This window comes from Actinoallomurus sp. NBC_01490 (assembly GCF_036227085.1).
Classification (GTDB): domain Bacteria; phylum Actinomycetota; class Actinomycetes; order Streptosporangiales; family Streptosporangiaceae; genus Actinoallomurus; species Actinoallomurus oryzae.
Map to the genome: position 1 here is coordinate 5,151,303 of NZ_CP109433.1, position 24,160 is coordinate 5,175,462.

Sequence of the window (24,160 nt, forward strand, 5' to 3'; positions counted from 1 at the left end):
CCTCTTCCCGCCAAGCCCGCAAGTCATCGGTTCAATCTCGCGGTCCCATCTCGATCCGCAAGGGGAGGTGCCAACCCGGCCGGCCGACTGCCCGCAGAGTCAGGTGTTCTGCTCGTCTCCTTGAGCCCAGGAGTACCGCATTGAAGAAGAGATCGTTCGCGGCCGGTGTGGTCGCACTCGCCGCGGCGGCGGCGCTACAGCTACCGAGCACGACGTCGGCGTTCGCCGACGCCCCGGCGAGCCTGCCCTCCGCCGGCTCGTCCCACGCCGGCCCTGCCCTCGACGACACCCACAACGTGCCCACCAACGCGGTCGCCGGCGACGTGACCTTCATCGACAACGTCAAAGGTGTCAGTGGGTACTCGGGGCTGAACTTCATCAGCTACAAGAACTACGGCTACGACTTCATGTTCGCCAACGGCACCGGTGGCCTGGCGATCTGGTCTCTCAAAGACCGCAAGCACCCGGCACTCGTCGGGAAGCTCACGGCCGCCGATCTCCGCCGGCCGGGCGACACCCAGGATCGGTTCTGGGAAGGCGAGAACATGACCGTCGACCAGAAGCGCAAACTGGTCTTTTTGAGCCGCGACCCCCGTGGCTTCGGCGGGACTCTCACCACCGGCCAGTCCGGCTTCTACATCATCGACGTGAAGAACCCCTGGAAGCCGAGGATCGCCACCTTCCAGTCGGTTCCTGCCGGTCACACGAGCACCTGCATCAACGACTGCAAGTACCTGTGGACGGTCGGCCCCTACAACACGGGCACGGCGGGTAACGACCCCAGCTGGCACGGCGTGCCGGTCTGGGTCACCGACATTCGCGACATCAACCACCCGCACACGTCCCAGCAGGCCCTGGACCTCAACCGGTTCGACCAGCTGACCGACTACGTGCACAGCGTGGACGTCGACAAGAACGGCGTCGCATGGACCTCCGGTGCCGGCGGCGTGCGCGGCTATTGGACCCAGGGTCGCCACTACGACCCGGTCAAGAAGGCCGAGCGCACCGCGACCGCGACCGATCCCGTGCCGTACGCGGGTGGCACCGTCGTGGACCCGGCACCGGTGTCGTACTTCGACCACAACTCGTACCACAACACGGAGAAGCTCGGTAAGTACGGCAAGGGCGAACTGCTCTACATCACCGAGGAGGACATCCGTACCTGCTCCGACGCCGGTCAGCTCCTGATCGCCTCGACCAAGGGCAGCTACGACGGCGAGAGCTGGAGGTCCACTCCGGAGAAGCCGTTCCGGCTCGACCTGGTCAGCAGCTGGACGGCCTGGGGACAGAAGGGCTCGGCCACGACGTCCGCCAGCTGCTCCGCGCATTGGTTCACGGTGAACGGCAACATCATCGCGCAAGGGTGGTACGCCCAGGGCACGCGCTTCATCGACGTGTCCGACCCGGCGCATCCGAAACAGGTCGGCTACTTCCGCGTCCCGTCCGGCGACCCCAATGTGACCGCCGGGTCGGCCTCGGCCGCCTACTGGCACAACGGCTACGTCTACGTCGCCGACTACAACCGCGGCGTGGACGTCCTGCATTACGACGGCAAGCTGGCCGGCAAGCCCGACAAGAAGATCTGCTGGAACTCCTGCGACAAGTGACATCACGAATGAGGACCCGCCGGTGCGACGCGCCGGCGGGTCCGTCCGGGCAGGCGACGCGTGCGGCGGCGACGGGTTCGGCTCCGTCGGCCCTCACCGTCGCCTGTTGACGGCGATGTTTCGCTTGGCGAACCGCAGCGGCCACCGCCGGCGCACCGTTCGAATACTGCTGATCGTCGCGTTCGTCCTGGGCGGCTTCGTCGTCGAGGTGACCGTCGGTGCACTGTCCCGCCCTGCGTACGCGCATGCCCAGTTGCTCCAGACCTCGCCCGTCGACGAGGCGGTCGCGGCCGCTCCTCCGAAGCGGGCATGGCTGCGCTTCGATGAGGCGGTGACGCCGACCCCGGAGTCGATCCAGTTGCTGGACCCGGACGGTCACAAGGTCAAGATCGGCCCTCCCGGGCATGCGGACGGCAAGGGGAACACGGTCGCGGCCTCGCTACCTCCCGGCCTGGGCAAGGGGACGTACACCGTGGCGTGGCGCGTCGTGTCAGCGGATTCGCACGCCATCTCGGGAGCCTTCCGGTTCAGCGTCGGCGCGCCGAGCGTTTCGGTGACCTCACTCGACCAGGGCACCAGCCCGGTGACGTCCGCGGCGCACGCCGTCGGACGCGGCCTGGCGTTCCTGGGCTTGGCGCTCGCGCTCGGCGGCACCGTCTTCTTCGGCGTGGTCTGGCCGGCCGGGGCACGAGAGCGCCGCGGTCGGCTCATCGTCTGGGCGGGGTTCGTCGCGCTGGGCCTCGGGACCGTCGTGGTCTTCCTCGCCCAAGGTCCGTACGCCACCGGGGAGTCGCCGGCGACGGCGTTCGACCCCGGTGTCCTGCGGCTGACCCTGGACGCTCGGATCGGCCGAGCGCTGTTGGCGCGTCTCGGTATCGCCCTGGCGTTCGCCGCCGTCTTCGCGAACGTCATCCGGCGCCAGGGCGGCGATGACCGTGGCGATGCCGAGGCGAAGACACCGGCGGCGGTTCTCGTCCTGGGGGCGATATGCGGTCTCGGGCTGGTGTTGACCTGGCCGCTCACGGACCATGCGCACACCGGCTCGCAGGCGTGGCTGGCCGTCCCGGCCACCAGCCTGCACCTTCTCGCCATCACGCTGTGGTTCGGCGGTCTGGTGCCGCTCACGGCGTGCGTCGTGAGCCCGGCCGCAGATCGCTCCGCTCGCGCGGATCTCCTCACACCGGCCCTCCCTCGCTTCTCCGGCCTCGCGCAGGTCTGCTTCACGGCGATCGCGGTGACCGGCCTCTACCTGGCGTGGCGGGAGGTCGGCACCTTCGGCGCCCTCGGCGGGACCGGATACGGACGGCTTCTGCTGGTGAAATTCGGCGTCGTCCTTGTCATCGTGGCGCTGGCGGCACGCGGGCGGCGGTTCGCACGGCGGTACGCGCGGGGGCCGCGAGAGGCCGCGCCCGCCGGAGCGCTGGGCCGGCTCCGCCTCTCGGTGGCGGCCGAGATCGTTCTCGGCATCGGCGTCCTGTCGCTGGCCACGGTCCTGGTCAACACGGCTCCCGCCCGTACCGGCTACGCGCCGCCGGTACACGAGAAGGTCGCGATCCCGGCCACGGCCGGAACGCATACCGGTCTGGACGGCGGTCATGTCGAGGTGAAGCTGACCCCGGCGAGGCAAGGACCCAACGTCGCCGACATCTACCTCGTGGCCAAGGACGAGTCGCTGGTCAACGTTCCCGAGGTCTCCGGCCGGCTGGAACCGCGCAACAAGAGCATCGGCACCCTTCCCGTCAAACTCTCCGCGGCGGAACCCGGTCACTATGTCGCAAGTGCGATGTCCATTCCGTACCCGGGCTCGTGGGTCCTGTGGCTGAACATCCGGACCTCTGACTTCGATGAGACACCGGTGCACATCCCGTTCACAGCGCGCTGAAAGGACGACGAACATATGGGGCAGATGGGGCTCGCGCGTCTTCGTGACCAGAGCAGCCGGCGTGTTCGGCTCGTGGCGTCATCCGCCACGACGGTCCTGCTCGCCGCCGCTGTGGCCGGTTGTGGTTCGGATTCCCCCAAGCCGCTCACCCACGCTCCGTACACCGTGAAATCCATCCAGTATGGATTCGCCACGATCAAGGACATCGGCAAAGGGGCGATCCGGGTCGATGACTCCGGACATGGTTCACACGTCATCTACACGCCGCCGGACAGCGTGCCGACCTGTTCCTACGTCCAGCGCGCCGACGACATCACGGTGAAGGTACAGCCGGCCGTTGAGCCGGTGGGCGGCAACTCCACTGGGCGCTTCATCGTGGGACCGCCCAATCCGGACAGGTCCGCGCTTCCCGTCGTCACCCAGGGCGCGGTCGTCTTCACGACCGACGCACTCGCTGACACGGGGATGAAGACCGTGACCGCTGAGGCCGCCAAGTGTCCTGACTCTTTCAGCATTCTCGGCGGGCCGCCGATCATCGTCGGCAGCTACAAGGTCAACAGCCGCGCGTTCAAATCGGCCGGATGGACGGGCTTCGCTCAGCAACTGGCGCACACCTCCCCGCCGGACCTGGGCACCGACACGTACGACGATCTCGCGACCGTTGTCGCGCACAAATCGAACGCCATTATCTACCTGCAACTCGCCCAGATCCGCAAGACCGGCCAACGCGCTGATTCCAACGAAAAACTCGAAAAATTGCTGAAGACCACGCTTGGCCGGCTCGGCTGATTCACAAGCGTTCGACGACCAATGGAGAGAGCACATGCGGCGGTATTCCACCCGAGGCGCTGTGATCGCAGTCGGGGCGGCGCTTTTCGTCGGGCTCGGGGCGGCGGGAGCCTCGGCGCACGTGACCATCGCCGCTGATAAGGCGACACAAGGTGACTACGCGGCCCTGGTCTTCCGCGTACCCAACGAGCGGGACAACGCCAATACCGTCAAAATCGACGTCCAGCTGCCACCCGATCGGCCGCTGGCATCCGTACACGTGAAGCCGCACCCCGGGTGGTCGTACGAGATCAAGAAGACCAAGCCGGCCACGTCGGTCGAGGCGGACGGTGCCAAGGTCACCGAGGTGGTCAGCGAGATCATCTGGACCGTGGACGATCCGAAGGCGGGGATCCGGCCGGACGAGTACGACGAGTTCGCCATCAGCGCGGGACCACTGCCGAAGGCCGATTCCATCACCTTCAAGACCCTGCAGTACTACGGCAACGGGGAGGTGGTGCGCTGGATCCAGGAGCCGCAGGCGAACGCCGCCGAGCCGGAGCGGCCCGCTCCAGTGCTCAAGCTCCTGCCACCGTCGAAGGGCGACGCCGGACAACCCGCGGGGCGGCCGGTGCAAGACTCCGGTGCCCGCACGCCCCCGGAGACGGAGGACACCATCGCCTACTGGGCCATTGGGCTGTCGGTGGCCGCAATGGTCGTCGCACTCGCGTCCGCCGCAATGGCGATCCGCGTATCTCGCCGATAACAGGCGGTTAGTAGCGTTCACGGTGCTGCCATATTCGTCATCGGGGACTTGAATCCCGAACCCGCGGATCTTGTGGGGCGGTGTGCGCTCGTTGGAACAAGATGAACAGCCACGCCAGGGACGGAAGCAGGATCGTCAGGCCGACGGCCGAGCTCAACGCGGTCGCCTGAAGCGTCGCGTGCGCCGATGCCGCCTGGCCGACCTCCAGCCCGGGCAGAAGTGTCGGGTATCGCCCGTATCCCCAGGCCCACAGGATGGCGGCCACCGCGAGGGCGGCGCTGACACGTACCGAAGCGTAGTTCCGGCGGGCGAGTAGTGCCAGGGAGACCGCGCCCATGAGCATTGACGAGATGACGAGTGGTAGGCCTCGGTGCGTCAGCGAATGGTAGAGGTCCGGTGCGTCATCCTGCACGACCGCCAAGGAGGCCAGGGAGAGGACGCCCATGGCGACACCGGTGACCAGGCCGTTGCGCCGGAAGTACTCGGCGAGTTCGTGGTGTCCGCCGCGTCGGGCGTCGGCGGTCAGGTAGATCGCGGACAGGTACGCGCACAGGGCTACGCCGAGAAGGCCGCAGACGGTCGACGTGGGATTCGCCCAGCTGGTGATCACGTTGCCGCGCGCGATTCCGGGCGGGACGCGTCCTGAGGCCACGCCGCCGGCGGCCGCGCCCAGGAAGTACGGCGTGAGCACCGAGGAGAGCGCGAATGCGGCACCGAACAGGCGTTGCAGCCACACATCCTCGACGACCTTGCGGAAGGCGAACGCGGATCCGCGCGCGATGATGCCGAACGCGACCGGCCGTCGCCGGACCATGTAGCGCAGGACGTAGACGGTCGCCACCGTGAGGGCGACGTACACGGCGACGAGCGCCGGGAACCCCCAGCCGATCCCGCCCGCGGGATTGACCGTGTCCTTCACCCTCAGCACGCCGTACACGATCCAGGGCTGGCGACCCACCTCGGTGGTGACCCAACCGGCCTCCATCGCGATGATCGCCGCGACGCCGGACACGGTCACGGCACGGAGGAACCAGGAAGAGCCCGGTGGCTCGCGCCGTCTCCACCAGGTCCACGCCGGCCAGGCACCGAGGGCGAGCAGGAAGAAGCCGATGCCGACCATCGTGTCGAAGGAAAGGTGGACGATGTTGACGGGCGGTCGCTGGTCGGCGGGTACTCCGTCCAGCCCGGCGGCGTACGCGTGGGTGTTCCCGTGGGTCAGCAGTGACAGGCCGCCCGGAACGCGGATCGCGCCGTGTAGTGCGTCGTGGTGGTAGAGGCCGCCGATCGACTCGGGAACGCCGTGCTCGCTGCGGTACAGGCCTTCCATCGCCGCCAGCTTGGCGGGTTGCTCGGCGGCGACGTAGCGTGCCGCCCAGTCACCGACCACGATCTGCAGGGCTGTGACGCAGCAGGCGAAGGTGAGCGGCACCAGTAGTCCGAGCCGGTGGTAACGGTTCCGGCGGCCCCGGAGCATGGCGACGGCGTAGAGCTCGCGACGGTGAATCCGGTGACCATGAACGCTGCGAGGATCATATGGGTGGTCCCCGACCAGAGCAGTCCCATTTCGAAGGACAGGATGGTGCCCGATACGGCGCCGACGGCGAACAACACGCCCATTGCGCGAGCCCAGCGCCGCGCGAGCAGCCGGTAAGCCGTCTCGCCTGTGCGATGGCCACGCCACTCGATGAAGAGGACCAGGCCCGGTAGCCCTACTCCGAGACAGGCCAGGATGATGTGCCGGCCAAGAGAGAAGCCCATCTGCGACCGGGGCGCGACGGCACTGCCGGCGGCGAGAACGGCGCTGTGCGGCACCATCATCCGGGCAACCTTTCGTCCATCGTCGTGCCGTGAGGTCCCTCAGCGGGGCATCGATGCTTCAACGGGTGGCGGCAGTACGAGAGTCGGCGAGGTGCCGCGACAGCAGGGCCGAGGCGTCGATCAATCTGCGGATGCCTTCGCGTTCGAGCAGCTCGACGAGGTCGTGTAGTCGACTCCGACCTCGGCGAGGCCGGTCAGGACCCGTTCCGCCCCGTACGCACTATCGGGTGGGTCCGAAGCGTTCGACGCGGATGCGATGGGTGTCCACGCCGAGGTCGAGGAGAAGCGTGGTGGCGCCGTCACAGAAGCCGGGAGAGCCGCAAACGTAGATCTCGCGGTCGGCGTCGAGTACCGGCTTGAGGTCGTCGGCGCTCAGTCGTCCGGCGGGCCGATGCGATCCTGCAGGGGCCTGCCGGGTGTGGACGATCGTTGTTTCGGGCCCGGTGATCTCGCCGGCGTAATACAGATCGGCCGGGGTGCGGACGGACACGACCAGGCGTACGAGATCGGGGTGTCCCTGGGCGCGGGAGTGCCGCAGCATCGACATCAGCGGAACCACACCGGACCCGCCGGCGACACCGAGGATGGGCGATTCGCCGTCCCAGGCGAAGAAACCGCCGATCGGACCGCGGACTTCCAGCTCGTCCCCGACTTCGACGATCTCGTGCAGGAACCCCGACACCTCGCCACCGGGCAGCAGCTCGACGGTCAGCTCGATGGCCCTGTCGTCCGGGGCGCTGGCCACTGAGTACGACCGCTGAGCGCGGTAACCATCAGGCGCGGTGAGTCGCACTACGTAGTGCTGGCCGGCCAGATGCCGACGGGGGTCGGCGAGTTCGAGCCGGAACGTCTTGGCGGTGCGTGTCTCGGCCCGGATATCGGTGACGGTGGCGGTCTGCCACGGGGTCGGTAGTGCCATCAGTCCCCCTGATACCGCTGCTCGAGCCACGGGTCACCGCGGTCGTGATAGCCGTTCTGCTCCCAGAAGCCGGGTTCGTCCTCGGCCATGAGCGTCAACCCCGACACCCACTTGGCGCTCTTCCAGAAGTACAGGTGCGGAACCAGCAGCCGCGCCGGCCCGCCGTGTACGGCCTCCAAGGGTGCGCCGTCGACGTCCCAGACCACCCAGGCATGGCCGTCGGTGACGTCCTCGATCGGAAGGTTCGTCGTGTAGCCGGTATGCGAGCGCGCCATCACGTACGCCGCGTCGTCCTGGAGGCCGGCGATCTCCAGCAGGGTGTCCACGGAGACGCCGTCGAAGGTCATGCCGAACTTCGACCAGGTGGTGACGCAGTGAATGTCGCCTTCGTACCGGTCGCCGGGAAGAGCGTGGATCTCATCCCAGGTCCATGTCGTCGGAGTGTCGACCAGACCGTCGACGGTGAACGTCCAGTCCTCGGTGGCGAGCGACGGGGTCGCCTCGACGTGCAGTACGGGCCAGTCCTCACCCGCGTCGAACTGGCCCGGCGGCAGCCGGGAGTCCCTCTCGGAACGCCCACGACCGGCGAAGCCTCTGGTGATAGGCATGTCGTCCTTGTAAGTCTCGATCGATGAGGGTCAGCGAACCATACATTAATCGGACTATCAGGTCCAACTAAGCCTAGTGAACCACGATCGGTGAGATCGACCCCGGGCCCTCCTGCCTCAACCCGGGCTCTGGTGTCCAGCAGGGGCTGGGCGGACCGGGCCACTCGGCGACCCGGCCGTGTGGACCCGTGTATGAACGGACTAAATAGTCCATCTCTCCTGATATCGTAGCGACGGGGAGTTGTCCGAAGGGCCAGGGGAGTGGTGCGGGTGGGACGGCTGGCCGCACGCTATCGGTAATGACGACCGTGGTGGAACTGCGTAGATGACACTTGCGATCAGGTACGCGGCCGGATCGGACGTCGGTCTTCTTCGCGAGGGCAACCAGGACTCGGCGTATGCCGGTCCCCGCCTTCTCGCGGTCGCCGACGGCCTGGGCGGGCACGCCCACGGTGAGGTGGCGAGCGCCGTCGCCATCTCCACCCTCGCGTCGCTGGACGCCGACATTCACGGCACGGACCTCACGGGCGCCCTCGAGGCGGCGATCCGCGACGCGAACGCGACCCTGCGGCAGATGGTCGGGGAGGACCCGTCTCTGGAGGGTATGGGCACGACGCTGACCGCCATGCTGTGGTCGGGCGGTCGCGTGGGTGTGGCGCACATCGGTGACTCGCGCGCGTACCTGTTGCGCGACGGTGACCTGTACCAGATCACCCGTGATCACACCTTGGTCCAGAAGCTCGTGGACGAAGGCCGCATCACCATGGACGAGGCCGCCACGCACCCGCGGCGCTCCCTGCTGCTGCGCGCGCTTGACGGCCGCGGTGAGGTGGAGCTCGAGACGAACCTGCGCGAGGCGAAGCTCGGCGATCGGTACCTGTTGTGCTCCGATGGGCTGTCCACCGTGGTCGGCGCGGACACCTTGCTGCGCACGCTGAGCACGGTTCCCGATCCTGGGCAGGCCACATGTGAGCTGATCGGTCTGGCGAACCGCGGCGGCGGCCCGGACAACATCACGTGCATCGTGGCCGACAGGGTGGAGTCGGGCACGGACCCGATACCGGACCGCCCGGTGGTGGTGGGCGCGGCGGCGAACGCCACGCGACGATCCGAGGCTCCGCCGGAGGAGAGCCCGCGCCACCGGCGCCGGCCGTGGCGTTCGGGATAAAATTCGGACTATATAGTCCGCTTAGATGAGTCTCTTCAGATTGTTCGAGTTGGGCATTCAGCAGTGTCGTGGCCACTGCCGCGACGGGCGGAGGCCGGCGTCCTACCCGATGGCAGGAGCATTCGATGGACCGTATTCCCTCAGGTAAGAACGTCGTCGACGGCCAGCCGGTCGATGCGGTGGACATGATCGCCGCGCTGACCGCCGCACCGTTCGTGTTCCAAGATGGCGCGACTCAATCGTTCACGGCGGATGGTGGAACGACCTACGTCGACAGGGGTACACCGTCGGCTGGTGAGTGGTCTGTGACCGGTGACGGGACCTTCTCTTCGTTCTGGCCGCCAACGTACCGGGCGACGTACTCGGTTCGGTGGATCGTCGAGGGCGGAGTGCGGATGGGCGTCAGCTTCACTGATACCCGGAGCGGAGTCCGCTACGACGGCCGGTACCGATGACTTGATGAGATCGGTGGCATACGTCGAACTCCGATCGGCTCGGTGCTTCTCCGGTGAGGTTGCGCGACTCCAGACGCAGGACGTTCTCCTCCGCGGTGTCGGTGGCATGACCTTTGACGGCGTAGGTCGTCGGTGGCGGGAGTGGAGCCGTCGGTCATCCCGCATCGCGTCACCCGCGGCCGGTTAAGGTCGAGGACGTGAGCGGTCGCGTCGCCGGCTCGGTCGCCGTCGAGATCGTCGGGTTGCTGGTCTCGCCGGTGCACGCCTACGAGGGCCGGCCTCAAGGCGGGCCGCGGTCCGACCCGCAGCCGCCCGCCCGCACCGAGGTCACCGTGCGGGCCGGGCTCGGGCTGGTCGGCGACCGGTACTTCGGCCGGCAGGCACACCGCAACGCCGCCGTGACGGTGTTCGACGCGGCCGCGCTGGACGAGCTCGCAGAGACGCTCGCCGGCGCGGGAGCACCGCTGGACCGTCCGCTCGATCCGTTGCTGACCAGGCGCAACATCATCCTGCGTGGCTTCCCGGTCGACGACCTCGCGGCCCGGCGGCCGGACCCGGGCGCGGTGTTCGCGCTCGACTCCGGCGCGGGACCGGTCCGGTTCCAGGCCAACCGTCCGGCCAACCCGTGCGCCTGGATGGACGTCGTGCTCGCGCCGGGGGCCTTCCGCGGCCTGCGCGGGCGCGGCGGCGTGCGGTGCACGCCCCTCGACGACGGCGTGCTGCGGCTCGGCCCGGCGATCCTCACGGTCGCCCCGCGGGACTGACACCGTCAGCCGGCCGAGGCCGGGGCCGAACGCCGGGCCGGTCCTGGTGCTCGGAACCCCGGAGTCGGCAACTCGCGACTCGGCGCGGAGCCGGCCCGGCGGCGCTACGCCGATTTCCTCCTCATCGTCCCGGCCCCGGCCGGCGCGATCCCGGCGTTACGTTTCGAAGGTCAGTTGCGGCCGGCCATGATGCCGCCGTCGACGTCGACGATGGCGCCGGTCATCCAGCTCGACTTGTCCGACAGCAGGAACGACACCGCGTTCGCGATGTCCTCCGGGCTGCCGACCCGCCCCAGCGGATGGAAGCCGCTGAAGCCGTCGACGGTTTCATCGAGCTTGTCCGCCGGGACGAAGCCCCGGTACAGAGGTGTCTTCACGACGGCGGGCGCGACCGCGTTGACCCGGATGCCGTGCGGCGCCAGCTCGATCGCGAGAGCCTTGGTGAACGAGTGCAGGCCGCCCTTCTGCACGGAGTAGCCGGAGTGCGGCGTCGCCGCGATGCCCTGGTGCGCCCACATCGAGCCGATGTTGACGATGGCGCCGCCCCGGCCTCCTGCGACCATACCCGCGACGACGGTCTGCGTTATGAAGAACAGCGCGCGGTTCAGTTCGTTGTACGAGTCGTAGAAGGCTTCGTCGTACTCGCTGAACGCCTTCGGGACGAAGAAACCGGCGGCGTTGACGAGCAGGGTCGCGTCGGCGTGCTCGGCGGCGAGCTGCTTTCGGACCTCGGGCACCTGGTCGCGGTCGGTCAGCTCCGCAGTGATGCCCCACGCCTTTCCGTTCTGCGACAACGCTTCGACCGCGGCCCGGACCTTGTCCTGGTCTCGGCCCGTGATCACGGCGGTGCCACCCCCGGCGACCACTTGGTGGGCCGTGGCCAGGCCCATGCCGCTGCTGCCGCCGACGACCACGACTTTCCGGCCCTCGAAGCTCTCACTCATGACGGTTGTTCCTTCCCCACCGAATCGCGATTCGTGTTGGCAGGACTCGCCTCCGGGAGTGGCACGACGTCGGAACTCGGCGCCGGTTGGGCCAAGCCGGACAGTTCGCCGTCACCGGAGGCATACGGACGGCCGCACTCTAGGTGCCGTAGAACTGGTCGGTCAAGTCCACTTTTGCGCCTCAAGCAGATGCTACCGAAGGAGGAACGCGCCGTGATCCGTGACTCGGCCTCGACGGCGACCGCGGCACACGAATCCCTGTAAGACCTGCGGTTATGGCGCCTCTCCCGGCGGAGCCGATCCGTGGCGGGGTCGACGGCACCGAGGCTCCTTCGGTTGGCCGCTGTTAGGATCCAAAGTGTTGATGAAGGGCCATACAGTCCAGTCTTTGCCCGCCTGACCTAAGGTGTGCACTGGAGATCACTGACGGGGCAGAGGAGACGATGTGACTACCGAGAAGGCGATCCTGGCCGGCGGCTGCTTCTGGGGCATGGAGGAGTTGTTCCGCCACCAGCCCGGCGTCGTGTCCACGCGCGTCGGCTACAGCGGCGGCGACGTCCCGAACGCCACCTATCGCAACCACGGAACCCACGCGGAGTCCATCGAGATCGTCTACGACCCCGAGAAGACCGACTTCCGCGCGCTGCTGGAGTTCTTCTTCCAGGTGCACGACCCCTCGACGAAGAACCGCCAGGGCAACGACGTCGGCACCAGCTACCGCTCGGCGATCTTCTACACCAGCGACGAGCAGAAACGGGTCGCCGAGGACACGATCGCCGACGTCGACGCCTCAGGCCTGTGGCCGGGCAAGGTCGTCACCGAGGTCACCCCGGCGGGTGACTTCTGGGAGGCCGAGCCCGAGCATCAGGACTACCTGCAGAAGTACCCCCACGGCTACACCTGCCACTTCCCCCGCCCCGGGTGGAGGCTTCCGAAGCGGAGGGTGGATCAATGACGAGAGCAGCTCGCGACCGGACCGATGCACACGCTTCCTATGCGTCATCGGCAGCGTAGGACTTGACGTGGTCAATGGCCATGTCGAGCGCGATGCCCATGGGCTCGGCGTCGTGTGCCACCTGGGCCAGAAGATATCCGCCCTGGAGCGCTGCCATCAGGCTGGTCGCCAGCTTGGCGGGGTCGGCCTCCCCGCGCAACACACCGGACTCGACCATTCGGGACAGCCCCTGCTCCAAGAGGGACTCCCACGTCCCGAAATGCTCGGCTAGCGCGACACGTGCCTCAGCGGACTGCTCGGCCAATTCGTTCGCCAGGGAACCGAGCGGACACCGGTAGGAGCCGTTGCGCAGCGTGCTACTTTGGACCATCGCGTCTCGCCACCGTTCAAGCCCTCGGAGCGAGCGGAGCCGCTGGAGCTGCTGGTGCTGGTCGGCCAGCAGCTGCTGGGCCTGCAATGCGATGACGTCGCGTACCAGGGCTTCTTTATCTGGAAAGTTGCGGTACAACTGCGACTTACTGGTGCCGCTGACAGCTCTGACGTCGTCGAGCGTTGTCGCCGCCACGCCTCGGGCGTACATCAGTTGGGCGGCCGCCTGCAGAATTCGGGCTCTGGTGGCCGCTCCCCGCCTCGTCAGCTGAGGCACTCCGGTGCCGCCCTCGTGATCCGCCACGGCATAAGGCTACAAGTGAAGGGGTAGGCGAGCCCACAACACGGAACCCTCTGGTCCATCTTCAACTACCGGTCCACCGAGTTCGGCCGGCGTGTCAGTGCCGGGTGCTGCGGATCGGTTGTTCATGGGCTGAGACTTCTTCGGAGGTCGCCGATGCTGAGGGAGCCGGCGTGGTCGGTACCGGTTACGGACGGCGTGCCGGCGGCCGGTGGCGCGGTGTCGAGCGAGAGCACGCCGATCCGCCGGATCGAGAGTCACTGGGGTTCACGTCGCGTAGAGGCCGGGTCGACAGGCCTGTGATGTATTGGGCGAGGCTGGCCGACCGCAGTTCATCGACCACTTGTCGGACAAGGGACACGTACGATCGATGCATGACAGCTCCGGGCATCACCCGGATCCTCTGTTGACCGCTCAGCTCCGGCATCTGAACTCCATCTGTGGACTCGAGCAGTGGCGGGATGCCGTCATCGCACATGCCGAACCTCATCGCGACTGGTCCTTCTCTGCCCAGCAGTGCCAGGAGTGGACGAGGACGATCACGACCGTACTCGGCCGTATGCGCGATGCCGGCGTCCTGGGCCCAGAAGCCGAGCCGGACGCCCTGGCCACGGGGCTCGTCGCCGCGTTTCAAGGAGGGCTGCTGCTCGCCCGGATGACACGGGACACCACCTCGGTGAAGATCGCCCTGGACATGGCGGTGGACCGGGTCAAGGGATTCGCCACGGGCCGCCCGGCCGACAGCGGATCCGGGAGTCTGCCGGACGGCTGACTCCCGGAGGTAATGAGGAAACCATCATGGCGAAGACCTGGTCCGCCGGACCGGGAGGCGTGACGGGATCGGCGTCCGTTTCACCGTCAGCGATCTCATCGACGCCACTACAGCCGTCACGGAAGTCCGACCTCGGTGCTTCAGCCGTCCCGCTCGTCGGTGTCAGGCACGACATGTACGGCCGCCTCTTCCGCTGAGGCCGCGCCATTGTCGATGCCCACGTCGTGGGCCCAGAAGTCCGAGCGGCTGTCGAGCTCGGCCTCCCAGGCCGTGAGCCGACCGGCGCGGCGGTCGCCGACCTGGTCGTCGATCAGTTCGCCGTCGGTGTCGGTCGTGTCGCCGAGCCCGTCGGTGTCCATGTCGGCCGGCTCAGGCTCTTCGCGGGCCAGGCGGTGGGCGAGGTCCTCGTGTGAGCCGAGTTCGCGTTCGGTGATGCCCCATGCGGTGCTGCCCAGAGGCCGGTCCGGTGGGGCGTATCCGGCATCGATGTCGCCGAGCTCGTCGTCGTCGAGACTCTCCTCGGGAGAGAGCAGAGCGGGGTCGGACACGGCGGGGTAGTCGTCGGCGGACAAGATTCTCCTCATGAGATGGCGGCGGAGATGGCGCTGGGCAACCTCATCTAAGGGGATGCGAGTGCACGCAGCGTCTACACGGCATCGATGTCGGTGCATGACCGCCGCCGGAGGAGACGCGGCAACCGCCATCTCACGTCCTCGCCGACGACTCGGCACTCCGACGCTTCTACAACTCCGGACACGCCTGCCGGCGCCCTGAAGGCGTGGCTGCGCACCCACTCCGTGCTGCCGATCCATCTCAAAGGATCACGCGATGGCGTCTCAATCGGCAGGCTCGCGTGTCCCCCTGCCGGGCTGGGGTCGCGTTGGTGCCCGATCGGCCGCGCGGTCCGGTGAGCCCTCGCGCCGGATTCCCTCGTCCGAAGGCCCGCCGTCGCGTTCGTCGGACGATGGACAAAGGCCGGATTGCGGGCGGTCCCGCCCGAAGTGAGGCCGAAGCTCGGCGAGTTCCGCGGCGTAGGCGCGCATGAAGCCGTTCATGGCGTAGCGGCCAGGCGCCCGCTCGGCGAGCAGGTGGACTCGCGCGAGCGTGTCAAGGCACGGCCCGACATGGCTCGCCGGTCGCTGTACCAGCGGTGCCACCGCTTCAACGGTGAGGTCGTCCGCGGTGAAGCCGCCAAGCGCGTGAAAGAGGTCGGCGCATTCGGGGCTGAGCACCTCGTAGGACCATGAAAGGGCGGAACGGACGTCGAGGGCCGGCTCGCCGTCGTTCGTGAACGCGTCGAGGAAACGCGCCTTGGACCGGATGTCGGCGGCGATGGACGCCACGGGCATGGAAGGACGGTAGGCCGCCTTCGCGCCGACGATGGACAGCGCCAGCGGCAGGCCCTCACACAGGTCGGCGACATCCGCGGTCGCCCCAGGCTCTGCCCGCGCTCGCGCGCTGCCGAATGCGTGGACGAGGAACCGGCGGGACTCGTCCATGCTCAAGGGCTCCAGAGAGATCGCCGCCGCCTGATGCGTCACCACCAAGCCCGGCAGCTGGACGCGGCTGGTGACCATCGCGATCGAGCCGCCCGCCCCCGGCAGAAGGTCCCGCACCTGCTCGGAGTCCCGGGCATTGTCCAGGACCACCGCCACCCGGCGGTTCGCCAGGATCCCGCGGAAGAGGACGGCTCGTCGCTGCGTGCCTGCCGGAATCTTCCCGGCAGGCACGCCGAGGGCTTCCAGGAACTCTCCCAGCACGTCCATCGGGTCCCGCGCCCGTCTCTCGGGTCCGAAGCCCTGCAGATCCACGAAGAGCTGACCATCCGGAAACCGGTCCGCCAGCCGGTGGGCCATGTGGACCATGAACGCCGTCTTGCCCACGCCCGGCATGCCGTCGACCACGACGGTGACCGCCGACGGCGGTCGCGTCGCACCGGTCACCAGCCTCGTGACCGATTCGGACTCCTCATCTCGTCCAACGAAGCAGGGGAGATCCCCCGGCAACTGGGCCGGAGGGAACGATGCCGCGCACAGATGACCAGGAGAGACCCCAAGGCCCAGATGAGGCAGCTGCAGCTGGTCCGTGAGGATGAGCTCGTGGACCTTCCTCAACCTCGGAGAAGGACTGATCCCCAGGCCCTCGCGCAGCGTGTGGGTGATCGTGTGGAAGGCGGTCAGCGCTTCGGACTGTCGTCCGGCGCCGTACAGGGCGATCATGAACAGCTCGCAGAGGCGCTCTCGCAAGGGGTGCTCGCTGACGAGTGCCGACAGCTCCGCAGCGGACTCGACGTACCGCCCGCGCTCGACGTCACAGGCGAGCCGCCCTTCGAGCGATGCGAGGCGCAACTCGCCGAGAAGGGTGCGCTGCGCTTGAGCGTGGGGCCCGGGAACCCCCGCCAACGCCGGGCCACGCCACAGCGCCAGTCCGGCCGCATAGACGGTCGACGCCAACGTCACGTCACCCGCGGCCTCGGCCGCCCTGGCCTCCGCGAGAAGGCGTTTGAACCGGTTGACGTCGAGGGCATCCGGATCAATGCGGAGAGAGTAGCCGGCTTCCGACAAGTAGATGTGGTCGTTTCCCGCCACCTTCAACGTGCGTCTGAGCCGATAGACGTACGTACGGATCGATCCGATCGCCGAAGCCGGCGCGTCCTCTCCCCACACATCGTCCACGAGCGCCGACATACTCGCCGGAGCCCCTCCCCGCAGCAACAGTGAGGCCAGCACAGCGCACTGCAGTGGTTGGCCGGGGGAGAGCTCGAGCTGACCCATGCGGACGCTTGTGGGCCCGAGCAAGGAAAACTCCGCATCCACGGACAACAGGTCAACACCGTCCAAAATGACTCTGGGATACGCATCGTCGAGGAGGCGGCGGCTCTCATCCGGTCAGCCAGGCCGCAGCGGGCGCAGCCAGGGAGCAAGACCATAGAAAGGTACACCGTCCGTTGCCTGAGTAAAGACTATATAGTCCCATTTGCCTCCACTGCAGGGCCCTAGGGGCGCCCGCAAAGCACGGGCACAGCGGCTTGCCTCCCACTGCCCACTCGATGGCTGGCGGGACGCGATGGTCCAGAAATGCCCACGTCGCTCGACGTGTGCTCACGCTGCCCGCAGCGATCTGGCACAACTCCATACGGCCGGCGGGTCAGCCGATCACCGACCGCCTGCGAGGTCGCGGGTCAGACGGCGTAGGAGTCGATGACCTGGTGGAGGTCGCCGGGGAACGCCAGGTCGAAGGCGAGGACCGGCCGGTCGGAGGCATCCATGACCGTGGCGAGCAGGCCGAGCACCGGGGTGCGCCGTGAGATGGCGAGCCCGGCGGACTCCGCGCTCGTCGGCAGGCGTGACGTTAGGCGTTCGGTGACGTTCCGGAGGGACCGCCCGGCGGAGGCCGTGAGTTCACGCAGGCTCTCGTCGAGCGGTTCCACCCGATCCAGGCCCGTGGCCAGCGCGAGTTCCGGCCTCAGCCAGAGGCTGACGAAAACAATCGGTGTGTTCTCGGTGTCCTCTCGGACGATCACTCGCTGCCGCAGGACCAGTGCTGCTCCGACCTCGACGGCCAGCAGGCCCGCGACCTCCGACCGCGCCGGACGCTGCTCGGCCAGTGTGACCCTGCCCGGGTCGTCCGCCTCGGCGCGATCGAGCAAGGACAGGACCGGACGTGCTCGCTCCGGGGGTGCCGACTCGACCATCAGCGTACGGACGGATTGCGGGAACGGGTCACTCGCAAGGGAGATTCCACGTTCGCACCCTATCCTCGCGCGGCCGTGGCCATGACGAACTCGACGGGGCCAGAATGCGGCCGCCCCCCGCATCGACAGGCGCCGGATCCAGCACATAGGTGCAACGCCGCACCACTGAAGGGTGTGTGAGAAAGAGGTCATCCGCTGTCTCAGGCGGTGCATCGCCCGTGCGGCGCGCACCTCCCGGGCCCAGGGCTCCACAGCGTGCCTGCCGGGCGCATTCGGTGCCGAATCTGGTCGGATACGACCAGTGGGCACGCTGAGAAGTTGTCGGCGACGACGAACTTTTCGGGTGGCATTGTGCCTAGCATCACCACGCATGGGCAACCTTGACGACATTCAGGCTTGGCTTGATGAGCGGCTCCCCCTGTTGCTCGAGGAGCACGATGTTCCGGGCGCGGGGTGGGCCGTCGCGCAGGGCGACCAGGTGGCCGACGGAGCGGCCGGGTTGCTCAGTAAGGCGACCGGGGTGGAGGCGACCGCGGATTCGGTCTTTCAGATCGGGTCGGTCACCAAGCTCTGGACCAGCACGCTGGTCATGCAGCTGGCCGATGAGGGCAAGATCGACCTCGACCGGCCGGTGCGTACCTATCTGACGGAGTTCCGCATCGCCGACGACGAGGCGGCCGCGCAGATCACCGTCCGGCAGCTCCTCAACCACACGGCCGGGTTCGAGGGGGACATCTTCACCGACACCGGGGTGGGCGACGACTGTCTCGAGAAGTACGTCGCGACCCTGTGCGAGGTGCCGCAGCTGTTCCCGCCCGGTGAACAGTTCTCGTACAACAACGCCGGCTACTGCGTGCTCGGCCGGCTCGTCGAGGTGCTGCGCGGGCAGCCGTACGACGTGTGCCTGCGCGAACACCTCATCGCGCCGCTGGGGCTCACGCACACCGCCACCGGGCCCTATGAGGCGATCATGTTCCGTGCCGCGGTGGGGCACATCGAGATGGAACCGGGTGCCGGTTACGTGCCGGCGCCGATGTGGGCCATGGCGCGGTCGAACGCCCCGGCCGGTTCGATGCTCGCGATGCGGCCGCGGGACCTGGTCGCCTTCGCGCGGATGCATCTCGAGGACGGCCGGGCGGCCGACGGCACCCGGGTGCTGGCCTCCGGGACCGCCGCCTGGATGCACGATCGGCAGGTCGACCTGCCCGAGCTGGGGCTCATGGGAACGTCGTGGGGCCTCGGCTTCGAACGGTTCGACACGCCGGCCGGCACCATCATCGGCCACGACGGCAACACCATCGGGCAGGCCGCCTTCCTGCGGATGGTCCCCGAGGCGGGGGTGGCCGTCGCGCTCCTGACCAACGGCGGCGATGCCATCTCGCTCTACCGCGACGTCGTCGGCCACGTCCTCGGCGAGCTCACCGGCGTCGGTCTGCCCGCCCTCCCCGTCCCGCCCGCCGAGCCCCGGCGGATCGACGCCGAGCGGTACGTCGGCACCTACTCGGCTCAGGTCTTCGACCTCACCGTCAGCCAGGACGACGATCAGCGGATCTGGATCCAGCAGACTCCCAAGGGTGCCTTCGAGGAGATGGGCGGGCGGGCCGAGCGCAGTGAACTCGTCCACTACCGCGACGACATGCTGATTCCGGTCCAGGCCGATCGCGGCATGCACATGCCGCACGCGTTCGTGGGCGACGACGGCACCGGCCACGCGCTGTATCTGCACCTCGGCCGCGCGGTCCGCCGCGCCGGCGCCTGACTACCGAACCCCGTCACGAGAAGGTACAGAACAGCCATGAAGCCGACCACTGTAGGCACTTACGGCGTTTGTCTCGCTCTGGCCGCAGCCGCGCTCGCCGGCTGCGGTGGCGCCTCGAACCGCAGCGGGAAGGCCGAGATCGTCGACGGCGGCACCTTCACCCTCGGGCTCTCCTCGGACCCGGGCGGCCTGGACCCGCAGATGGGCGCGGGCACCTCTCTCTTCACCGTCACCCAGTTCGCCTACGACTCGTTGGTCAGCGTCGACGGCAGGACCGGCGAGATCCAGCCGGCGTTGGCCAAGAGCTGGCAGGTCCAGCGAAAGTCCGTCACGCTGACGCTGGCCGACGGCATCACCTGTTCCGACGGCACTCGCCTCACCGCCTCCGCCGTGGCGAACAACCTCAACTTCGTCGCCGATCCGAAGAACAAGAGTCCCTTCCTGGGGACCTTCCTCCCCGCCGGCACCACGGCGAAGGGCGACGACACCACCCGCGCGGTGACGCTCACGCTGGCCCGGCCGGCCCCCTTCGTCCTCAACGGACTGTCCGGGTTGCCGATCGTCTGTCCGGGCGGCATGGCCAGACGGTCCTCGCTGAAGACGGCGACGGCCGGCACCGGACCCTACAAGCTGGTCGAGGCCGCGCCGGGTGACCACTACACGTACACGATCCGCGACGGTTACACGTGGGGTCCGAACGGTGCGACGACCGCGACCAAGGGACTGCCGAAGACCGTCGTGATCAAGGTGGTCGAGAACGAGACCACCGCGGCGAACCTGCTGCTTTCGGGCGGGCTGAACGCCGCTCAGGTCGCCGGGCCCGATGCGGACCGGCTGGAGAAGGCGGGCCTGTACGCCGCCAAGACCCCGGCTCTCGTCGGAGAGCAGTGGTACAACCACCGCGCCGGCCGGGTGACCGGCGACCCCAGGGTCCGGAAGGCACTGACTCAGGCACTCGACCTCGGCCAGTTGCAGAAGGTGCTCACGTCGGGCCACGGCACCGCGGCGACCACGCTGGCCGCGAACGAGCCGGTCGCCTGTCCCGGCGACTCGGTCTCCCACGCTCTGCCGGCCGGTGACCCGCAGGCGGCGGGCGCCCTGCTCGACCAAGCGGGCTGGACCAAGGGAGGCGACGGCAGACGCACCAAGGGCGGCAAGCCCCTGAAACTGACCTTCCTCTACCAGAACAACAGCGGCAGTGGCGGCGACGCCGCGGCCGAACTGGCGGTGAGGCAGTGGAAGGCGATCGGCGTGGAGGCCACCGCGCACAGCCAGAACGAGACGACGTTGACCAGCACCCTCTTCGGCGCCGGGGACTGGGACGTCGCCTGGGCCTCGGTCAACGTCAGCAGCCCGGACCAGCTCGTGCCCTTCCTCTCCGGGCCGGCGGCGCCGCAGGGGAACAACTTCGCCGCGATCTCCGACCCGGACTACGACGCGGCGGTGAAGTCGGCGATGAAGATCCAGGGCGTGGCCGGCTGCCGCGACTGGCTCGCCGCGGAGTCCGGCTTGATCGCCAAGGCGGACGTCGTACCGTTCGCCGGCAAGGTCGTGCGCACGTTCGGCAAGGCAGCGGAGTTCCAGACCCCCGGCCAGCTCATTCCGACCAGCATCCGCATGCTGGCGAAGTAGCGAAGGGTGGCAGGGGACATGTCGGCGACCTTGACCGCCCCGAGCCCGTCCGCGGACCCGGCGCGACCGCGGTTCTGGGCTCTTCCGTGGGTACGGTTCGGCGTCCGGCGCCTGGGGCGGCTGCTGGTCTCGTTGTGGGTTCTGGTGACGGCGTCCTTCGCGATGATCCACCTCATCCCCGGGGACCCGGTACGGGGAGCGCTCGGCCCCACCGCGCCGGCGGACCTGGTCGAGGCTCGCCGGCACGCCCTGGGTCTGGACGATCCGATTCTCATCCAGTACCTGCACTATCTGAAGGGGCTGGTCACCGGAGACCTCGGCACGTCGCTCGCCTCCCGGCTGCCGGTCTCCGACGTGGTCGCCCAGCGGCTGCCCGCCACGCTCTTCCTGGCCGTGCTCGCGTTCCTGGCCGCCGTGGTGCTGGCGATCCCGCTGGGCGTCGTCATGGGTGTGCTGACCCGGCGTGGTCACGGGCGGCGGACCGAGCTCGCCTTCACCACGACCAGCATCATCGTGGCGACCATTCCGGACTTCCTGATCGGTGTCGCACTGGTCTACGTCTTCGGGATCCAGCTCGGGTGGCTGCCCGTCGCCGGTGACGACACCGCGTCGGCGTACGTGCTGCCGGTGTTCTCGTTGGCGATCGGGCCGACGGCGATCCTCGCCCGCATCGTCCGCGTCGAGATGGTCGGAGTGCTGGAGGCGGACTTCGTTCGCACCGCCCGGGCCAAGCGCCTGCCCGCCCGGGCGATCTACGTGGGCCACGCTCTGCCCAACGCCGTCACCGCCGCGCTGACGGTGGGCGGGCTCCTGCTGAGCGCGCTGGTCGCCGGCACCGTCCTGGTCGAGAACGTCTTCGCCTGGCCAGGCCTCGGCAGCACGATCGTGCGGTCCATCCTCACCAAGGACTACCCGGTGGTGCAGGCGATCGTCCTCGTGTACGGCGTCGGCGTGCTGATCATCAATCTCGTCGTCGACGTCGCCCTCGCCCTGCTCGATCCCCGCTCGAAGATCCGGGAGGACTGACGGATGCAAGGACGCTGGACGCGGGTCGTCCGCACACCGCTGGGCCTCACGGCGACGGTGCTCATGGTGGCGGTCGTCGCGCCGGCCGTCCTCGGACCGGCTCTGTGGGGCTCCGGCGCCGACGCCGTCGACACCGACGCCATCTTGGCCCAGCCGTCCGCCGAACACTGGGCGGGAACGGACAACCTGGGCCGGGACATCCTCCTGCGGGTCCTCGTCGCGTCCCGGCTGTCGATCTCGCTCGCCCTGCTCGCCATCGTGATCACGGTGGTCGTCGGGCTGCTGCTCGGGTCGGCACCGTTCGTGCTCGGCCGCCGGTCCGGTCGGCTGGTGTCGGCCGGGGTGAACATCGCCGTCGCGTTCCCGGGGTTGCTGCTGGCACTGTTCTTCGCGGTCGTCTTCGGCGTCGGCGCCACCGGTGCGGTCCTGGCCATCGGGCTCGCGGGTGCTCCGGCGTTCGGGCGCCTCACCCAGACGCTCGTCGCCGGGGTCGCCGCGCGGGACTACGTCGCGGCCGCCCGCACGGTGGGGGTCGGCCGGTTCCGGATCCTCATCCGCCACGTGCTGCCCAACATCGCCGAGCCGCTGGTCATCAACGCCACCATCGGCGCCGGCACCGCACTGCTGTCCTTCGCCGGATTGTCCTTCCTCGGCCTCGGCGTCCAGTCGCCGTCCTACGACTGGGGCCGCCTGCTCTACGACGGCATCGGCACGATCTACGCGAACGCGGCGGCGGCGCTCGCCCCCGGGGCGGCGGTGCTGCTGGCCGGGCTGGCGTTCAACCTCTTCGGCGAGTCCGTCGCCAAGGGGCTCGGCATCCCCGTCGGCGTCGGCCTGCGCGCCGTGGTGCCCCGACGCGCCGGGTCGGCGAGCGGCCCTGAGCGTACGGGCCACGGCGAGGATCCCGGGGACCGGTCGTCCGATGTGGTACTCGACGTCCGCGACCTCGAGGTCACCGTGTCCGGGCCTTCGGGTCCGGTACGGCCGGTCCGCGGGGTGTCCTTCGACGTACGCCGCGGCGAGGCGGTCGGCATCGTGGGGGAGTCGGGATCCGGCAAGTCCATGACCGCACTGGCGATCACCCGGCTGCTCGCCGACCAGGGCCGCGTCGACGCCTCCCGGCTCGAGTTCCTCGGGAACGATCTGCTGGCGCCGGACACCCCGGTTCGGCGCCGGATGCTGGGCACCACGCTGGCCATGGTCTTCCAGGACCCGATGACCGCCTTCAACCCGACCCGCCGCATCGGTGCCCAGCTGGCGGAGGTGGCAACGCATCACCAGGGCATGAGCCGCCGGGAAGCGATGGCCCGCGCCGCCGCCCGGCTGACCGCGGTGCGGATCCCGGACGCGGACACGCGTGTCCGCCAGTATCCCCACGAGTTCTCCGGCGGGATGCGCCAGCGAGCGATGATCGGCATGGGACTGATGGGCGCCCCGGCGCTGATCGTCGCGGACGAGCCGACCACCGCCCTCGACGTCACCGTGCAGCAGCAGGTGCTGGACCTGCTCGCCGAGATCCGCGAGGCGGACGACGTCGCGCTGATCCTGATCAGCCACGACGTCACGGTGGTCGGCGAGGTCTGCGACCGCATCCTGGTGATGTACGCCGGCCGGATCGCCGAGGACCTGCCGGCCGCCGATCTGGCCGCCGCCCGGCACCCCTACACCCGGGCGCTGGTCGACGCGGTGCCCGACATGAACACCGACCCCGACGAGCCGCTCGCGACGATCCCCGGCCGCCCGGTCGACCCGGCCGACGTGCCGGCCGGCTGTGCCTACGCCGCTCGGTGCCCGCTCGCCGACGCCCGCTGCCAGGCCGAGGACCCGCCGCTGGTCGCCGACCCGGCGGACTCGCCACGCCACCGCGTGGCCTGCTGGCACGCGGGCGAGCCGTTGCCGGCCCCACCGGACGACCGGATCATCGACGAACTGGTGGAGTCCCCGTGAGCGAGC

Annotated in this window: 21 protein-coding genes and 1 pseudogene; 13 read left to right on the plus strand and 9 right to left on the minus strand. The window is 68.7% G+C overall.

Annotation, left to right across the window (positions count from 1 at the left end):
• Positions 1–140 precede the first annotated feature (140 nt).
• The 4 genes from OG417_RS24235 (at position 141) to OG417_RS24250 (ending at position 5,023) form a co-directional block, all read left to right on the plus strand.
• On the plus strand, positions 141–1,607 hold the full coding sequence (locus OG417_RS24235) for an LVIVD repeat-containing protein (RefSeq protein ID WP_329260347.1): 1,467 nt from the start codon (positions 141–143) through the stop codon (positions 1,605–1,607).
• 115 nt (positions 1,608–1,722) lie between these two features.
• Positions 1,723–3,489 (plus strand): copper resistance CopC/CopD family protein, encoded by a 1,767-nt coding sequence (locus tag OG417_RS24240; protein WP_329262505.1) that lies wholly within the window; start codon positions 1,723–1,725, stop codon positions 3,487–3,489.
• A gap of 15 nt (positions 3,490–3,504) precedes the next feature.
• Positions 3,505–4,278, plus strand: a complete 774-nt coding sequence (locus OG417_RS24245) for a hypothetical protein (RefSeq protein ID WP_329260350.1) — start codon at positions 3,505–3,507, stop codon at positions 4,276–4,278.
• Positions 4,279–4,312: 34 nt separating this feature from the next.
• The gene (locus tag OG417_RS24250; protein ID WP_329260354.1) at positions 4,313–5,023 is read left to right on the plus strand and encodes a YcnI family copper-binding membrane protein; all 711 of its coding nucleotides are present in this window, start codon (positions 4,313–4,315) and stop codon (positions 5,021–5,023) included.
• 37 nt (positions 5,024–5,060) lie between these two features.
• Here OG417_RS24250 and OG417_RS24255 read toward each other — a convergent pair whose 3' ends face one another.
• The 4 genes and pseudogenes from OG417_RS24255 to OG417_RS24270 all read right to left on the minus strand — a co-directional run bounded on the left by OG417_RS24255 (position 5,061) and on the right by OG417_RS24270 (position 8,368).
• On the minus strand, positions 5,061–6,497 hold the full coding sequence (locus OG417_RS24255) for a cytochrome ubiquinol oxidase subunit I (RefSeq protein WP_329260357.1): 1,437 nt from the start codon (positions 6,495–6,497) through the stop codon (positions 5,061–5,063).
• A 122-nt stretch (positions 6,498–6,619) separates the two neighbouring features.
• A pseudogene (locus OG417_RS24260) lies at positions 6,620–6,841 on the minus strand (cytochrome ubiquinol oxidase subunit I); the annotation flags it as partial.
• 220 nt (positions 6,842–7,061) lie between these two features.
• A complete protein-coding gene (locus OG417_RS24265) occupies positions 7,062–7,760 on the minus strand; it encodes a ferredoxin reductase (protein ID WP_329260360.1) in 699 nt (232 codons plus the stop codon).
• A complete protein-coding gene (locus OG417_RS24270; RefSeq protein ID WP_329260364.1) occupies positions 7,760–8,368 on the minus strand; it encodes a sulfite oxidase-like oxidoreductase in 609 nt (202 codons plus the stop codon). Before OG417_RS24270 ends, OG417_RS24265 begins: the two co-directional genes overlap by 1 nt.
• Positions 8,369–8,693: 325 nt before the next feature.
• On the opposite strand from OG417_RS24270, the gene OG417_RS24275 reads away from it, so the two are divergent.
• The 3 genes from OG417_RS24275 to OG417_RS24285 all read left to right on the plus strand — a co-directional run bounded on the left by OG417_RS24275 (position 8,694) and on the right by OG417_RS24285 (position 10,755).
• Complete coding sequence (locus OG417_RS24275) at positions 8,694–9,536, plus strand: PP2C family protein-serine/threonine phosphatase (protein ID WP_442875720.1); 843 nt, start codon at positions 8,694–8,696, stop codon at positions 9,534–9,536.
• Between the two features lie 125 nt (positions 9,537–9,661).
• On the plus strand, positions 9,662–9,991 hold the full coding sequence (locus tag OG417_RS24280; protein WP_329260366.1) for a hypothetical protein: 330 nt from the start codon (positions 9,662–9,664) through the stop codon (positions 9,989–9,991).
• A gap of 197 nt (positions 9,992–10,188) precedes the next feature.
• Positions 10,189–10,755, plus strand: coding sequence for a hypothetical protein (locus OG417_RS24285; RefSeq protein WP_329260369.1), 567 nt, complete (start codon positions 10,189–10,191; stop codon positions 10,753–10,755).
• 170 nt (positions 10,756–10,925) lie between these two features.
• Here the strand turns inward: OG417_RS24285 and OG417_RS24290 are convergent, their stop codons facing one another.
• Positions 10,926–11,699 (minus strand): SDR family NAD(P)-dependent oxidoreductase, encoded by a 774-nt coding sequence (locus tag OG417_RS24290; protein WP_329260372.1) that lies wholly within the window; start codon positions 11,697–11,699, stop codon positions 10,926–10,928.
• 445 nt (positions 11,700–12,144) lie between these two features.
• Here OG417_RS24290 and msrA point away from each other — a divergent pair, with 445 nt between their 5' ends.
• Positions 12,145–12,654: a peptide-methionine (S)-S-oxide reductase MsrA gene (gene msrA, locus OG417_RS24295; RefSeq protein ID WP_329260375.1), complete on the plus strand. Its 510-nt coding sequence runs from the start codon at positions 12,145–12,147 to the stop codon at positions 12,652–12,654.
• Positions 12,655–12,691: 37 nt separating this feature from the next.
• On the opposite strand, the gene OG417_RS24300 is transcribed toward msrA, so the two are convergent.
• Positions 12,692–13,327 (minus strand): TetR/AcrR family transcriptional regulator, encoded by a 636-nt coding sequence (locus OG417_RS24300; protein WP_329260378.1) that lies wholly within the window; start codon positions 13,325–13,327, stop codon positions 12,692–12,694.
• A gap of 403 nt (positions 13,328–13,730) precedes the next feature.
• Between OG417_RS24300 and OG417_RS24305 the strand changes: the two genes are divergently transcribed.
• Positions 13,731–14,096 carry a TetR family transcriptional regulator C-terminal domain-containing protein gene (locus OG417_RS24305; RefSeq protein ID WP_329260381.1) on the plus strand — a complete coding sequence of 122 codons (366 nt, stop codon included), beginning with the start codon at positions 13,731–13,733 and terminating at the stop codon, positions 14,094–14,096.
• Positions 14,097–14,236: 140 nt separating this feature from the next.
• On the opposite strand, the gene OG417_RS24310 is transcribed toward OG417_RS24305, so the two are convergent.
• The 3 genes from OG417_RS24310 to OG417_RS24320 form a co-directional block, all read right to left on the minus strand.
• Positions 14,237–14,668: a DUF5709 domain-containing protein gene (locus OG417_RS24310; protein ID WP_329260392.1), complete on the minus strand. Its 432-nt coding sequence runs from the start codon at positions 14,666–14,668 to the stop codon at positions 14,237–14,239.
• Between the two features lie 264 nt (positions 14,669–14,932).
• The gene (locus tag OG417_RS24315; protein WP_329260397.1) at positions 14,933–16,936 is read right to left on the minus strand and encodes an AfsR/SARP family transcriptional regulator; all 2,004 of its coding nucleotides are present in this window, start codon (positions 16,934–16,936) and stop codon (positions 14,933–14,935) included.
• A 341-nt stretch (positions 16,937–17,277) separates the two neighbouring features.
• Complete coding sequence (locus tag OG417_RS24320) at positions 17,278–17,745, minus strand: UTRA domain-containing protein (RefSeq protein ID WP_329260400.1); 468 nt, start codon at positions 17,743–17,745, stop codon at positions 17,278–17,280.
• A 415-nt stretch (positions 17,746–18,160) separates the two neighbouring features.
• On the opposite strand from OG417_RS24320, the gene OG417_RS24325 reads away from it, so the two are divergent.
• From OG417_RS24325 to OG417_RS24340, 4 genes are read left to right on the plus strand one after another with little or no spacing between them, the layout of a single operon-like run.
• Positions 18,161–19,549 carry a serine hydrolase domain-containing protein gene (locus tag OG417_RS24325; protein WP_329260403.1) on the plus strand — a complete coding sequence of 463 codons (1,389 nt, stop codon included), beginning with the start codon at positions 18,161–18,163 and terminating at the stop codon, positions 19,547–19,549.
• Positions 19,550–19,585: 36 nt separating this feature from the next.
• Positions 19,586–21,181, plus strand: coding sequence for an ABC transporter substrate-binding protein (locus OG417_RS24330; protein WP_329260406.1), 1,596 nt, complete (start codon positions 19,586–19,588; stop codon positions 21,179–21,181).
• An 18-nt stretch (positions 21,182–21,199) separates the two neighbouring features.
• A complete protein-coding gene (locus OG417_RS24335; protein WP_329260409.1) occupies positions 21,200–22,207 on the plus strand; it encodes an ABC transporter permease in 1,008 nt (335 codons plus the stop codon).
• A gap of 3 nt (positions 22,208–22,210) precedes the next feature.
• Positions 22,211–24,154: a dipeptide/oligopeptide/nickel ABC transporter permease/ATP-binding protein gene (locus OG417_RS24340; protein WP_329260415.1), complete on the plus strand. Its 1,944-nt coding sequence runs from the start codon at positions 22,211–22,213 to the stop codon at positions 24,152–24,154.
• The last annotated feature ends 6 nt before the right edge of the window (positions 24,155–24,160 follow it).